At 63.8% G+C, this 13490-nt stretch carries 13 protein-coding genes; 3 read left to right on the forward strand and 10 right to left on the reverse strand.

Annotated features, from left to right (window positions below):
- Nucleotides 1-94: 94 nt before the first annotated feature.
- From LZ536_RS04195 to LZ536_RS04215, 5 genes are all read right to left on the reverse strand, one after another.
- A complete protein-coding gene (locus tag LZ536_RS04195) occupies nt 95-571 on the reverse strand; it encodes an SH3 domain-containing protein (RefSeq protein ID WP_249847050.1) in 477 nt (158 codons plus the stop codon).
- A complete protein-coding gene (locus tag LZ536_RS04200) occupies nt 571-1977 on the reverse strand; it encodes an NAD(P)H-dependent flavin oxidoreductase (protein ID WP_249848554.1) in 1407 nt (468 codons plus the stop codon). Before LZ536_RS04200 ends, LZ536_RS04195 begins: the two co-directional genes overlap by 1 nt.
- 79 nt (nt 1978-2056) lie before the next feature.
- On the reverse strand, nt 2057-2611 hold the full coding sequence (locus LZ536_RS04205) for a hypothetical protein (protein ID WP_249847051.1): 555 nt from the start codon (nt 2609-2611) through the stop codon (nt 2057-2059).
- 141 nt (nt 2612-2752) lie between these two features.
- Nucleotides 2753-3637 carry a carboxylating nicotinate-nucleotide diphosphorylase gene (gene nadC, locus LZ536_RS04210; RefSeq protein ID WP_249847052.1) on the reverse strand — a complete coding sequence of 295 codons (885 nt, stop codon included), beginning with the start codon at nt 3635-3637 and terminating at the stop codon, nt 2753-2755.
- Between the two features lie 58 nt (nt 3638-3695).
- The gene (locus LZ536_RS04215) at nt 3696-4538 is read right to left on the reverse strand and encodes a metallophosphoesterase family protein (protein WP_249847053.1); all 843 of its coding nucleotides are present in this window, start codon (nt 4536-4538) and stop codon (nt 3696-3698) included.
- Between the two features lie 50 nt (nt 4539-4588).
- Here LZ536_RS04215 and LZ536_RS04220 point away from each other — a divergent pair, with 50 nt between their 5' ends.
- From LZ536_RS04220 to LZ536_RS04230, 3 genes are all read left to right on the forward strand, one after another.
- Nucleotides 4589-5656: a phosphotransferase family protein gene (locus LZ536_RS04220; protein ID WP_249847054.1), complete on the forward strand. Its 1068-nt coding sequence runs from the start codon at nt 4589-4591 to the stop codon at nt 5654-5656.
- Nucleotides 5657-5830: 174 nt separating this feature from the next.
- The gene (locus tag LZ536_RS04225; protein ID WP_249847055.1) at nt 5831-7918 is read left to right on the forward strand and encodes an adenylate/guanylate cyclase domain-containing protein; all 2088 of its coding nucleotides are present in this window, start codon (nt 5831-5833) and stop codon (nt 7916-7918) included.
- A gap of 1 nt (nt 7919) precedes the next feature.
- Nucleotides 7920-8636 (forward strand): hypothetical protein, encoded by a 717-nt coding sequence (locus tag LZ536_RS04230; protein WP_249847056.1) that lies wholly within the window; start codon nt 7920-7922, stop codon nt 8634-8636.
- Between the two features lie 69 nt (nt 8637-8705).
- Here LZ536_RS04230 and LZ536_RS04235 read toward each other — a convergent pair whose 3' ends face one another.
- From LZ536_RS04235 to LZ536_RS04255, 5 genes are all read right to left on the reverse strand, one after another.
- Nucleotides 8706-10847: a M3 family metallopeptidase gene (locus LZ536_RS04235; RefSeq protein ID WP_249847057.1), complete on the reverse strand. Its 2142-nt coding sequence runs from the start codon at nt 10845-10847 to the stop codon at nt 8706-8708.
- 97 nt (nt 10848-10944) lie between these two features.
- A complete protein-coding gene (locus LZ536_RS04240) occupies nt 10945-11478 on the reverse strand; it encodes an NUDIX hydrolase (RefSeq protein ID WP_249847058.1) in 534 nt (177 codons plus the stop codon).
- Nucleotides 11479-12150 (reverse strand): TPM domain-containing protein, encoded by a 672-nt coding sequence (locus tag LZ536_RS04245; RefSeq protein WP_249847059.1) that lies wholly within the window; start codon nt 12148-12150, stop codon nt 11479-11481. It lies immediately after the preceding gene.
- Nucleotides 12150-12968: a TPM domain-containing protein gene (locus tag LZ536_RS04250; RefSeq protein ID WP_249847060.1), complete on the reverse strand. Its 819-nt coding sequence runs from the start codon at nt 12966-12968 to the stop codon at nt 12150-12152. The genes LZ536_RS04245 and LZ536_RS04250 overlap by 1 nt, the downstream gene beginning before the upstream one ends.
- Nucleotides 12965-13426, reverse strand: coding sequence for a TPM domain-containing protein (locus LZ536_RS04255; protein WP_249847061.1), 462 nt, complete (start codon nt 13424-13426; stop codon nt 12965-12967). The genes LZ536_RS04250 and LZ536_RS04255 overlap by 4 nt, the downstream gene beginning before the upstream one ends.
- Between the last annotated feature and the right edge of the window lie 64 nt (nt 13427-13490).

Consider the following 13490-nt stretch of genomic DNA (forward strand, 5'->3'; position numbering starts at 1 on the left):
AATTTGAGTTGTTGCTGAAAGAGCACGCCGATCTGGGAACAATTGCTTAGGGAATACTTCGTTTCGGTTGCGAAACATTTTCTGTAGCTTATATTTACTCGACGACTTCTTTCTCACTCACGCCCCAGAGGTCGGATGTGTGAATACGGCCTACGCGTTTGTCGACGGCGATCCGGCACCAGCCGTCGGCGCACTTGTCGATACGCCCCACCACGCCGGGCTCCAGGAGGTACGATACCCGGCTAGAGTCATCGGCGCGCTCGTGGACCTTTCGCGGCTCTCCGGGTTTGACGATCGCCGTGCGCCGATCGCTGAGGAGCGTCACCAGCATCCAGCCGCGCGTACCATCGGGGTCCTCGATGAGCCGCCAGTTTGGATAGAGTTTGACAACCCGCACCGGCAGGTCGCGGCGCTTGTAAAGCCAGACGCCGGGGTAATTCTTGCCCGGGCCCGTGCGCATCATGGCCTCGCCGCTGGCGATCGATGCCCAATAGGGTGGCTGCTTTTCCTGCGCGGCCGCGGGCGCCGCGAGCGACAGCAGCGCGGCAATCAAAACCCCCTGCTTCAGCATCAAGCCCCCGTCAGGATACGGTCGACGAGTTGCTTCACGGTCGGCACGAACCCGTTCGAATAGAAGGGGTCGGACTTGAAGCGGAATGCGGCATGGCCGGCGAACATCAGATTCTGTTCGACAGGGCCGCCATGAGCGATGTCCTGCAGCGTCTTCTGGATGCAGAAGCTGCGAGGATCGGCCAGACGACCGGTCGAATTCTTCTCATTGTCCGCCCAGGACGAGAAAGCGCATTGGCTGAGGCAGCCCATGCAGTCGGCCTGGTCCTTGCGGATGACGGCTTTTTCTTCCGGCGTGACGAATATCAGCGTCTCGTCGGGCGTCTTCACGGCTTCAGTATAGCCGGCGCCATACCATTCGCGCGCATGCTGCAGATCGCCCTTGGTAACCCAATAATTTTTGCGGCCATTGAGGCCGACATCGAGCTCGAAATGATGGTCGCCCAGGGAGTCCTTGGTGAAGGCGATCTGTCGTTCCGACCGCGCTTCCAGCGCCCGCAGGAACGGATTGCGCACGGCCGAGGAATAGAAGCCGGTCGGCGAGAAACGGTGGAGCAGGACATCGCCCTCCTCCAGCGTCATCAACCGCGCCTTCCATTCGGGCGGGATCGGGCTTTCCTGCGTCAATAGCGGCCGGGTGCCGAACTGGAAGACGATCTGCCCGAGTTCGGGGTTGTCTATCCAGTCGTTCCACTCGTCGAGCCGCCAGACGCCGCCGGCCATGACGATGGGGACGCTGTCGGCGATGCCGTTCTCACGCATCGTGGCGCGAAGTGCAGCAACGCGCGGGTAAGGATCCTGCGGCTTGCGCGGGTCTTCGGCGTTGCTCAGGCCATTGTGACCGCCCGCCAGCCAGGGATCCTCGTAAACGACCGCCGCCAGCCACTCCGCAGCCTTGTGGTAGGCACGCTTCCACAGGGCACTGAAGGCGCGGGCCGAACTGATGATCGGCAGGTAATGCACGCCGTATGAGGCGGCGATTTCGCTGAGCTTGTAGGGCATGCCCGCGCCGCAGGTAACGCCACTGACGAGACCCTTGGTCCGCTCGAGCACGCCGTGGAGGACACGCTGTGCGCCGCCCATTTCCCACAGAACGTTGATGTTGATGGCGCCCTTGCCGCTGGCCATTTCATAGGCCTTCTGAACCTGTGCGACGGCGCCGTCGACGGCGTACCGGATCAACTCTTCATGACGCTCGCGGCGGGTCAGTGCGTTGTAGACCTGAGGGATGATACGCCCTTCAGCATCATAGCTGTCGGCATTGACCGCGCTCACCGTGCCGATCCCGCCCGCAGCGGCCCATGCACCCGAGCTGGCGTGGTTGGTCGCCGAAACGCCCTTGCCGCCTTCGACCAGCGGCCAGACCTCGCGGCCGCCGTACAGGATGGGCTTCAGGCCCTTAAACAACATGCCTCTCCTTGAGCGTTCGGCGCCCATATAGGAGCGAAACGCTTATTGGGAAAATGAAATGCTACGAGGCGTTTGCCTAGCAGTGGCCTGAAGCCACCGCCGCTCCCGTAACAGCGCCTACCGCACCGCCGATCGCCGCCCCGGCGCCGGCATCGCCGTGGCCAGCAGCCGCTGCCCCGAGGACTGCTCCAGCCGCACCGCCGACAACCGCGCCGGCGGCCGGATCGCCGCAATGATAGCCGTGATAGGCATAGCCGCCAGGGTACGCGTACCCCGGATAGCCATAACCATAAGGATAGGCTGGCGGATAGCCGTAGCCATAGCCGTAATAACCGTACGGATACGGATAATAGGGGTAGGCATAGCCCGGGTAGTAGGCGCCGTAGCCGTAAGAATATGGATAATAGCCGATGCGCACATAAGTGCCGCCGCGGTAACCCCAACCGCCGTAGCCATATCCGTAGCCCCGATATCCCCAGCCGCCGTGGCCACCGTTCCAGCCGCCGTGCCTGCCGCTCCAGCCGCCGTGGCCGCCGTTCCAGCCGCCGTGGCCATGCCCACCCCGAGCGTCGGCGATTGACGGCATCGCGGCTAGGAGCGCCGCGCAAAGTGCAAATTTGAGAGTGTTCATCGGTAAGCCTCCTCCGGCTCCCCTGTGCACTCGCGCATGTGCGCGCGAGGCCCCACACGAGCCATACGGGTTATTCCGGAGACGTTACGGTCCGTACGAGCATAGAGCAGTTGGCTGTCGGCGACTTTGCCGACGCCACCATCACCCGGCGAAGTTTTGCAGGGAATAGTCGAGGCCGATGTCGACGGCTGGCGCCGATTGCGTGATCCGGCCGACGGAGATGAAATCCACACCAGTCTCGGCGATGCCGCGGATCGTGTCGAGGTTAACCCCGCCAGACGCCTCGAGCGGCACGCGCCCATCGACGATGTTCACTGCCTCGCGCAACATGTCGGGTTTCATGTTGTCGAGCAGCAACCGATCCGCGCCTGCGGCCAGAGCCCGCTCGATCTGTTCCAGTCGGTCGACCTCGACCTGGATCTGCAGGCCCTTATTGGCGGCAACCGCCTTCTTCACTGCCGTCTCGACGGATCCGCAGACCGCAACATGATTGTCCTTGATCAGCATGCCGTCGTCGAGCCGCATGCGGTGATTGTGCGCCCCGCCCATGCGCGCCGCATATTTGCCTAGCAGGCGCATGCCCGGCACCGTCTTGCGGGTGTCGAGCAGGATCGCGCCCGCGCCATCGATCGCATCAACATAGCGCCGGGTCAGCGTCGCAATCCCGGATAGATGCTGCAGCGTGTTGAGAGCCGACCGCTCCGCCGACAGCATTGCGCGCGCATTGCCTTCCAGCCGCATCAGGATCGTGCCGGCGGGGACGGTGTCGCCGTCGTTGACCTCTTTCTTGATCCGCACCTCGCGGTCCAGCGAACGGAAGAAGGCGATCGCGATGTCGAGGCCGGCGACGGTGATCGGCTCGCGGCAATTCATCTCTGCGGTAAAGCGGGCGTCGGCGTCTATGGTCGCGTCGGATGTGACGTCGCCCCCAGAGCCCATGTCCTCTGCCAGCACCCTGCGAACGAATTCCTGGAGGTCGAACTGGGACGGCTCCAGCTTCTTGTCGCTCAGTGCCGCCTCGGTCATTTCCATCTCCCCCAGTGATACCTTTCCCTAGGCCCCAGCCCGCCCCCGGTTCAAGCGCTCAATCGGCAGGCTCGGCTTCGACCGGCCGATGCGCCAGCCGCCAATGATTTCCCCCCCGGGCATATGTCTGTTCGTCGCCAGCCACGAATTCAGTCCCGTTCCAGGTCTGGACGATTAGCGTCACGCGGTCGCCCTCGACATCGATGCGATTGAAGCTTTGCGCCTCTTCACGCAGCCGCGTCGATGTAGCCGTGCCCGCCTGGATGACCAGCGCCCCGCCCGCCCGCGTCGCCAGATCGCGAGCCTCGGCCGAAGCCTTGTGAATATGCCCGGCGAGCAGGATATCGACCCCCGCCTCGGCGATGGCGTCCAGCGCCAATTCCTGCCGACCGACGGCTTCAGCCGGTTCCGATTCATCGCCGACCGGCAAGGCGAACAGCGGGTGATGGGTGACCAGGATACGCGGCACGTCCGTTGCCCGCTCGAATGTGCGGCGGATGAAGTCCATCTGCTCGTGGCTGATGCGCCCGTCCTTGAACGTCAGCGACCGCGCCGTGTTGATGCCCAGCACCGCGGCCCCTTTGATCTCCTGGAAAGGGCACAACGTCTCGTCGATGTACCGCCGGTAACGGGTCAGCGGCGACAGGAAACGCCGCAGGACGTCGTACAACGGCACATCGTGATTACCGGGTACGCCCAGGACCTCGTGGCCAGCGTCCTTCAGCCGCTCCAGGAACCGACATGCTTCCTTGAACTGGTCGGTCCGCGCCCGCTGCGTGAAATCACCGCTGATGATGACGAGGTCGGGTTTTTCCTCGTCGACACGCCGTTCAACGGCCTCGACCAGCAGGGGATCGTGGGCGCCGAAATGCAGGTCGGAGAGGTGGATCAACCGGGGCATGGCGCAGGAACGCGTTGCGAGGCCTGCGGTTCACCGCCTACATCGGCGGAATGAACCGAACCGAAGCGAACAGCGGTACGCGCGAGGTTTCCGAGCGCCTTCGCTTCGATGAAGCCGCTCTCGTCCTCTGGATGGAAGGCAATGTCGCCGGTTTCCGCGGCCCGCTCTCGGTCCAGCAGTTCAAGGGCGGCCAGTCCAACCCGACCTATAGGCTCGACAGCCCGTCCGGTTCCTACGTCCTCAGGCGCAAGCCGCCGGGGAAACTCCTGCCCGGCGCCCATGCTGTCGACCGAGAATATCGCGTCCTCGCCGCGCTTGGCGCCGCAGCCTTTCCGGTCCCGCGCGTCCACGGCCTGTGCGAAGACGAAACCGTCATCGGCACTCCGTTCTACGTCATGGACATGGTCGAGGGCCGCATCGTCTGGGAAGCGCAATTCCCCGGCATGTCGAAACAGGAGCGAGCCGCCCACTTCGACGCGATGAACGCGACCATCGCCCGGCTTCACAGCTTCGACCCCCAGGCTATCGGCCTTGGCGACTACGGCCGCGCCGGCGGTTTCGTCGAGCGCCAGGTCGCCCGCTGGTCGAAGCAATATGAAGGCGATGTCGAGGCCGGCCGCGTTCCCGCCATGGACCGGCTCGTCGCCTGGCTGCGCGCCAACCTGCCCGGCGACAGCGGCGACTCCCGCGTGGTCCACGGCGACTTCCGCTGCGACAATATGATCTTCGCGGCGAACGAGCCTCGCGTCGCCGCCGTCCTCGACTGGGAATTGTCGACACTTGGCGATCCGGCCGCCGATTTTGTCTATCATCTGATGATGTATCGCATGCCCGCCGGAATGTTCACCGGCCTCGCCGGTCTCGACCTCGACGAACTCGGCATCCCCAGCGAGAAGGAATATATCGAAGCCTATTGCCGCCGGACCGGCCGCGACGGCCTGCCCCATGTCGATTATCTCGCCGTCTTTGTCATGTTTCGCCTCGCCGCCATCTGTCATGGCATCCGCGGCCGCCTTGCCCGCGGCAGCGCCTCTTCGGCCCATGCCGAAGCCACCGCGGCCGTCACCGATCCTCTCGCCGAATTGGCCTGGAAACAGGCGGAATCCGCCCGCCTTTAAGAGTCCCCGCGTGGGACTCAGCCCCCTCGCGTTAACTCGCAAATTTTCTTACCAGGGGTTAAACGCCTCTTAACCAACACGACTCGGCTTGATTCAGGGGACCGGCGGGGACGGTGATGCTTCGATTGGCAGTCCTTTTTGCGCGCGCGCGACGGAGCCGTCGCGGCTAGACGCATGGACAAGGCGCCCCATTGGCGGAACGCGGCGGACCCGCTGACCGAACAGGCGAAGCCGACCCTCGCGGCGGTACGCGAGGACTTGGCGCGCGTGCCGCTGGCCCGCCGCATCGTCACCATCGTCTTTGTGCTCTTCGCCATTTTCATCGCTCGTTCGTCCTGGGACCTGGAAATCGCCGGCCATGACGTCCCCGGCGTCAAGGCGTTCATGCGCAATGCCGAGCGCGCCCTCTACGACACCCGCTCGCTGACCGCTTCGCTGCGCAAGCCGGTCGAGCAGGACAAGCGAATCATCCTCATCCCGTTCACGCCGGATACGCAGCGGACGACGGGGGAGCGCTCGCCACTCGACCGCACGACCCTCGCCAATGCTCTGACCAACATCGACAAGATGGGGGCCAGGTCGATCGGCATCGACATCCTGATCGATCAGGCCCAGCCCGACGACCCCCTGCTGGTGAAGGCGCTTCACGACATGAAGACACCTGTCTGGCTGGGCTTCGCCACGAACGCGCACAACAGCTTTGATGTCGACGTCTGGCAGCAGGAGTTCATGGCGAACTTCGTCAAGCAGATCGGCAATCCGAACGTCCGCAAGACTTCGATCCGGCTTGAGGCAGACAATGACAATGTGATGCGCAACTGGCCCGCACAATATCGCGACCTGCCGCCGTTCATGCCGGTCGCCATGACTGGCATGACGCGCGCGGAGAATTATCGCGGCAGCGTGCTCTACCGGGCGCCTGTCGGCTTCGGCACGCAGGATCAACGCGAAGTCTTCACCAGCCTGCCAATCGACCTCTTTGCGACACCGGAAGGCGCGGCGATGTTGGGCAATGAAGTGAAAGGCAAGTATGTCCTCATCGGCGGCGACCTGCCAGACCTCGACCAGTTCGACACTCCCGCCTCCCTCCTCAGCAATGAGCCGACGACGGGCCTCAAGATCCACGCGACGATGATTGCGCAATTGCTCGATGGCCGGCTTCCCGGCCGCGTCGCCGGAGCGGCGCTCTGGATCGTCGCCTTCTTCGTCGTGCTTTGCGGCACGTTCACCTCGATGATCGATATCCGGCCGGGCTACCTGACCCTGGTTATCATGGGGCAACTGGCCTTCTTCTTCACCGTCCCCTTCCTGTTCGAGCTTCAGGGCATCGATACGCAGGGCCTGCCGGCCTTCGGCTGGATCGCAGGCTGGCTCCTCGCCTACATGGCGACCGAGGCGACGGTGAAGGCGATGGGCTCCGACCAGAAGCGCTTCGCCCAATCGGCGCTCGGCAAATATTTGCCTAAGGATATCGCCGCCCAGATCCTCAAGGATCCCAACAAACTGACCCTGCGCGGCGAGCGCTTGCCGCTGTTCACTTTGTTCACCGACATCCAGGGTTTCACCAACCTTTCGACCCAGCTTCCCGCGGAGACAATGGCGTCGATCCTCAACGCCTATCTCGAAGGCATGAGCAACATCGTGCTCGACCATGGCGGGACGATCGACAAGTTCGTCGGCGATGCTGTCGTCGCCTTCTGGGGGGCGCCGATCGCCCGCCCAGACGACGGCGAGCGCGCCGTCGCCGCTGCCCTGGCGATGCTCGATTTCACCCGCAATTTCGGCAAGGATAATGCCGACCGGGCCCGGCTCGGCCGCACCCGCATCGGCCTTCACCACGGTGACGCAATCGTCGGCAATTTCGGCGGCGAGGGCAGGATCAGCTATACTGCCCTCGGTGACGCCATGAACACGGCCGCCCGCCTCGAGGGGGCGAACAAATATTTGAAGAGCGCGGCACTGATCAGCGAGGAGGTTCGCAAGATCATTACGACTGCCGACATCCTTCGGCCGATGGGCCGCATCGTATTGTCCGGTCGCCCGGTCCCAATCACGGTCTGGGAGCCGGCGACCGACATGGATGCTGAAGTCCGCGCCGAACTTACCCGGCTGTGGGAACAGTTTGATTCAGGCGACAAGGAGGCACTGCATGCGATCGAGGCGATCGCCGCTTCCCGTCCCAACGACCCGGCTTTGTCCGCTTTCGCATACCGGCTGCTCCAGGCAGGTCCTGGCGGCCACTTCGTATTAGGGGAGAAGTAGAATGAAGAAGTTGGTTATTGCCGGCTGCGCGCTGGCTATCGCGTCAGTTGCCGCTGCTGCTGAGGCCGCGGTTCTCGTTGTTCGTTCCTCCGGTCCCTCTGCCAAGGCCTTTCCGGCCGGCAAGGCCATTCCAGAGGCCCAGACCATCAACCTCAAGGCCAACGACGTCGTCGTCCTGCTCGACAGCCGCGGCACCCGTACTCTCAAGGGGCCGGGCAAGTTCAGCGCCACGGCCTCGGCATCGACCAATACCACGTCGGCGCTTGCGGCCCTGACCGACCAGAACTCCAACCGCCGCAGCCGCGTCGGGGCCGTCCGCGGGGTGCCGACCGGCGCGACCGCGGGCCGCAACGTCTGGCAGGCGGACCTCGCCCGCTCGGGTAACCTGTGCTTCGCCAACCCGGCCGATCTTGGCATCTATCGGGCTGCTGGCGGCGGTGCCGAAACCGTGACGGTGACCGACAGTGCCAGCGGCAAGGCCGGCAAGGTCCAGTTCAACGCCGGCCAGACGATCGCCAACTGGCCGACTGAAGTGCCAGTGGCTGCGGGCGGCCGCTATCAGATCGTCGGGGGCGCCTCGAACGTCAGCTACACCGCGCACCTGATCCAGCCGGTGCCGGCGGGCCTCGAGGGCCTGGCGCAGAGTTTCATCCGCAACGACTGCAGCGCTCAGCTGGATGTGCTGATCGATACTTTCGCCGGTCCATCGGCGAGCTAAGTCGTCGCCCAAACAAAAAGCCCTCCCCGGCAATGCGCTGGGGAGGGCTTTTCTTTGCCTTGAATTGACTTAGTTCGTCGGGAAGCCGCGACGCTTCAGCAGCGCCTTGACGTCCGGGTCGCGGCCGCGGAACGCGCGATAGGCCTCCGCGCGGTCCGTCTCGTTGCCCGTGGACAGCAGCAGCGTGCGGAACTTGTCGGCAATGGTCCGGTCGAACGGATTGCCGGCTTCCTCGAACGCCGCCCAGGTGTCGGCGTCCATCGTCTCGGACCACAGGTAGGAATAATAGCCGGCCGAATAAGCGTCGGACGAGAAGAGGTGCCCGAACTGCGGCAGGCGGTGCCGCATCACCATCTCCTTGGGCATGCCGAGCTCGGCCAGTGTCTTCTTCTCGAACGCGTCCGGATCGACGACACCGTTGGGATCGAGGTGCAGCTTCATGTCGACCAACGCCGACGATAGATAGGAGACCGTGGCGTAGCCCTGGTTGAAGGTCTCGGCCTTCTTGATCTTGTCGACCAGCGCGGCGGGCATCGGCTGCCCGGTTTTGTAGTTGATCGCATACTTTTCGAGCACCGGCCGCGTCAGCAGCCAATTCTCGTTCACCTGGCTCGGATATTCCACGAAGTCGCGCTGCGATCCGCCTAGCGACGGATATTTCACGTCGACCAGGAAGTAATTGATGGCGTGACCGAACTCATGGAACATGGTCGAGGCGTCGTCGAGGCTGAGTAATGTCGGCTTGCCCGGCTCCGGCTTGTTGAAGTTGTTGTTGTTCGACGCCAGCACCAGATTGTCGTTCAGTAGCCGAGCGCGACTGCGGTACGTGTTCATCCAGGCGCCCGAGCGCTTGCCTTCGCGGCCGAAGGTGTCGAGGTACCACAGACCGATCTTCTCGCCCGTCTTCGCATTGGTGACTTCGAACGTGCGGACGTCCGGGTTGAACACCGGAACCTTGCCGGTGTTTTCCTCGAAGTGCAGGTCGTAAAGCTGCTCGGCAGCCCACTGCATGCCCTTCAGCAGATTAGCCTGGTCGAAGTAGGGCTTAATTTCCTCTTCGCTGAGGTCGTACTTCGCCTTGCGGACCTTCTCCTCGTAATAGAGGTAATCCCAAGGCTTGATTTCCTTGAGGCCGTCCTTGCTGGCGAACTGCATCTGCTCGGCGACTTCCTCGTGAACCCGCGCCACGGCCGGCGTCCAGACCCGCATCATCAGGTCCATCGCGCGCTGAGGCGTCTTGGCCATGGTGTCAGCCATCCGGTACTCGGCGTGGTTCTTGAAACCCAGCAAGTGCGCACGGTCGGCGCGCAGCTTCACGATCTTGGCGATCGTCGCGTTGGTGTCGTCGGCATCGCCATTGTCACCGCGATTGACGAACTTGGTCCAGATCTTCTCGCGGAAAGCGCGATCGGTGCCGAACGTCATGATCGGTTCGAAGGCGGAACGGGTATTGCGGACGGCGTAGGTGCCGGCCGGAAGGCCCTTGGCCTTGGCGACAGCGGCGGCCGCGTCCTTCACGTCCTGCGGAACGCCGGCCATTTCGGCCTCGCTCGCCGGCGTGAACTTGGCTTCATCGGCCAGCAGCTTTGAGTTGAAGTCGGAGAAAGCGGAGGACAGGTCCTGGTTGTACTTGGTCAGCTCCGCCTTCTGCGCCGGATTGAGGTTGGCGCCGTTGCGAACGAACGAGTCATACTGGCGGGTCAGCAGCCGCATCTGCTTGGCATCGAGGCCGAGCTTGTCGCGCTGGTCGTACAGCGCCTTGGTTCGGGCGAAGAGCTTCGGGTTGAGTGTGATTTCGTCGAACGCCGCCGACAGCTTCGGCGACCACTTCTTGTCGAGCGCGACATAGGCGTCGTTCGACATGTTGTCGGTCATCACGCCGAACAGGGTCAGCACCCGCCCCAGCCGCTGGCCAGCCTTCTCGCCGGCGTCGATGGTGTTTTCCCAGGTCGGCGGCGCCGGATTGTTGGCGATCGCGTCATATTCGCGCTTCTGTTCGTCGACGGCGAACTGAATCGCCTCGTCGAACAGCTCCGGCTTCACCTTATCCCACGGCGGAACGCCGTCATAGGGGCCGGTCCAGTCGGCCAGCAGCGGATTGTTCGGAACCGCGGCGCTCGACGCCGCGGCGGCAGTCTCAGCGGCCATGACCGGCGTCACCGCCGCGGCCATTGCGAGCGCAGCCGCGCCCGCCAACAGAATCACTTTCATTATCCCCACTCCCGGATTTGGAAATTTCGCGCGAGCTTATAGGGGCCGCGCCAGACCCCTCGCAACTTTGATGTCGATGAACGGTCGGCACCCTCGACTAAAGGATGGACGAGGCAAGCAAAAGCAACAACTTGACGTCGATCGCGACGCCCGCCGCCCGCCGCTGCTCGACGAACTCGGCCACCTTGTCGCGCTCAACCAAATGCGTTTCGATGCCAAACTCTGTCGGCGTGCCGCAGGGCCTCACGCCATGCGCCCGAACCAAGTCGAAGCCCTCAGCCACCATTCCCGGCGAACTGTAGAAAAAGCCCAGCCGTTCGATCCGCTCGGCCGTGTAGCCAGTCTCTTCCTCAAGCTCCTTGACCGCCGTTTCCTCGACCCCTTTGTCGTCCTCGTCGCCGACCAGCCCGGCCGGCAATTCCAGGCAGGTTCGTCCGCCCAACGGCACACGCGACTGTTCGATAAGGATGATTTTGCCGTCGGTCTCGGCGAGGATGACGACGGCACTCATGCCGCTGCAGCGCTCGACATATTCCCAGCCGCCGCGCTTCACGATGCGGATATATTTGCCCGCCCACTGGACCTCGGGCGGCTCTTGAATCCGATCATCCTGAGCTGGTCGAACGGCCATTTAGAGCTCAATGAGCTTGTCGGGGATCTCGTTCCGGTCGTCGGGCGCGCGCGGGAAATGCTCGGCCAGGACAACGCCGATCTGCTCGATCGCGGCGACCATTCCGTCCGCCACTTTTCCCTCGCGGACGTCAGTCAGCAACGCGTGCATGGCCTCGCCCCAGGTCTCCGGCGTCGTCACCGACGTGATGGCCTCGTCGCCAATGATCTCCGCCCGGCGTTCGGCCATCGACAGATAGATGAGGATCCCGGTCCGGCCCGCCGTGCGCCGTTCGGCGCCTGATTTGAACACGCTCACCGCCCGTCGCCGCACGCGCCGCGTCTTCGTCTGTCCGGGCGTCAGCGCCAGCCGCAGCGGCCGGTATTTCAGGATCAGGAGCGCGACCGTGAACTTGAACACGGCAAGCACCATCAGGAAGGTCAGCAGCTGCCTTAATGATGGCTCCGCTCCCCAGTCGCCGAACAGCGTCCCCCACCACCATTGCAGCGCCGATGGCCATGCCGCCGCCCATGCCAGTACGGCGATCAGCACCAATACCGCCCAGTGGAGCGCGACGTCGTGATAGGGATCGCTCGTGTCAGTGACCGCGACCAGGATCTCGCCGGCGGTTGTCCCTTCCGCGGCGGCAATCGCGGCGCTGACGCGGTCACGGTCCGCCTCGTTTAAACGCATTACCATGATCCCGATGCTCCCCCACCGCCGAAGGACCCGCCGCCGCCGAAGCCGCCGAATCCTCCGCCGCCACCGCCGCCACCGCCGCCCCAGCCGGAGCCACCGCCCCAACTCGAACCGCGCGAGCCTCTGCTGAGCTCATTCAAGCCCCAGAGCACGACCCAGGGACTGATCCCACTGCGACGGCGATAGCGCTTGCCGCCGGCCCGCCTGGCGATCGAGCTGATGATCACGAAGAAAATGACGACGATGAAGACCACCGGAATCGGGTTGACGTCCGCCTGCCGCTTTTTCTCGGCAGCCGCCACCGCGGCCGCCTGCTTCTTCGCTTCCTCGGGCGGCAGCTGCAGCTTCGCGATCAGCGCGTCCGTGCCGGCGACGATCCCGCCGCCCATGTCGCCCGCCTTGAACTTGGGAATGATCTGCTGCCGGATGATGAGGCCGCTGACGGCGTCCGTCAGATAATCGTCGGCGCCGTAGCCGGTCTCGATCCGGACTTTGCGCTCGTTCGGCGCGACGAGCAGGATGACGCCATTGTCCTTGTCCTTGTCGCCGAGCTGCCAGTAGCGGCCGAGCCGATAGCCGTAATCTTCAATCGAATAGCCTTCGAGGCTGTTCACGGTCGCGACGACCAGCGCAAACCCGGTTTTGGCGTAATTGGCTCGAAGCTTGGAATCGAGGTCGAGCTTCTGCGCCGGCGACAGGATGTTTGCCTGGTCGACGACTGGCGAATCGCCATGAGCGGGGAATTTCTGCGCGGCGACCGGCAGCGCGAAAAGCGCCAGCCAGATTGCTGCCAGATAGCGGATCACTGTCATGACGCCTTCTTTCCCGCCCTGATCGGGCGCTTGGGATTGCTCCTGAGCAATCGGTCGATCTCGGTCACCGCGGTCTCGATCGCGTCGACCGGCAGGTTCTGGTCGAATTTCGGGCCCATCTCGTTGACGATGGCCTGGGTTCTTTCATCGGTCAGGATGGATTCCAGGCCGGTGCCGGCGGTCAGCCGGATGCTGCCTTCGTCGCGCGCCACGATCAGCAGGACGCCATTATCGACGCCTTCGCGCCCCAATCCCCAGCGGTTGCCGAGGTCATGGGCGACATCCTCGATCGACGCGCCGTGAAGCGTCTCAAGCGTCACGACGACCACCTGGTCCGTGGTCGCCTGCTCAAGCGCATCGAGCCGATCAGTGATCCGCTCTTCAGCGGCAGGTGACAAAAAGTCTGCATCATCGACGACATGGCCGGTCAGAACGACGTCGGCGGCGACCGCCCCCACGCCGCCCTCCTTGGCTTGCCATGCGGCAGCTGGGCTGCCGCAGGCTGCCAGGAGCAAAGCGACT

It is taken from the genome of Sphingomonas alba (assembly GCF_023516555.1).
Lineage (GTDB): Bacteria > Pseudomonadota > Alphaproteobacteria > Sphingomonadales > Sphingomonadaceae > Sphingomicrobium > Sphingomicrobium album.

Bases quoted from the DNA above. Each gene is read 5' to 3' on its own strand.
- LZ536_RS04205 (WP_249847051.1), bottom strand. From the start codon at position 2,611: ATGAACACTCTCAAATTTGCACTTTGCGCGGCGCTCCTAGCCGCGATG.
- LZ536_RS04245 (WP_249847059.1), bottom strand. From the start codon at position 12,150: ATGCGTTTAAACGAGGCGGACCGTGACCGCGTCAGCGCCGCGATTGCC.
- LZ536_RS04240 (WP_249847058.1), bottom strand. From the start codon at position 11,478: ATGGCCGTTCGACCAGCTCAGGATGATCGGATTCAAGAGCCGCCCGAG.
- LZ536_RS04215 (WP_249847053.1), bottom strand. From the start codon at position 4,538: ATGCCCCGGTTGATCCACCTCTCCGACCTGCATTTCGGCGCCCACGAT.
- LZ536_RS04230 (WP_249847056.1), top strand. From the start codon at position 7,920: ATGAAGAAGTTGGTTATTGCCGGCTGCGCGCTGGCTATCGCGTCAGTT.
- nadC (WP_249847052.1), bottom strand. From the start codon at position 3,637: ATGACCGAGGCGGCACTGAGCGACAAGAAGCTGGAGCCGTCCCAGTTC.
- LZ536_RS04250 (WP_249847060.1), bottom strand. From the start codon at position 12,968: ATGACAGTGATCCGCTATCTGGCAGCAATCTGGCTGGCGCTTTTCGCG.
- LZ536_RS04220 (WP_249847054.1), top strand. From the start codon at position 4,589: ATGAACCGAACCGAAGCGAACAGCGGTACGCGCGAGGTTTCCGAGCGC.
- LZ536_RS04195 (WP_249847050.1), bottom strand. From the start codon at position 571: ATGCTGAAGCAGGGGGTTTTGATTGCCGCGCTGCTGTCGCTCGCGGCG.
- LZ536_RS04235 (WP_249847057.1), bottom strand. From the start codon at position 10,847: ATGAAAGTGATTCTGTTGGCGGGCGCGGCTGCGCTCGCAATGGCCGCG.
- LZ536_RS04225 (WP_249847055.1), top strand. From the start codon at position 5,831: ATGGACAAGGCGCCCCATTGGCGGAACGCGGCGGACCCGCTGACCGAA.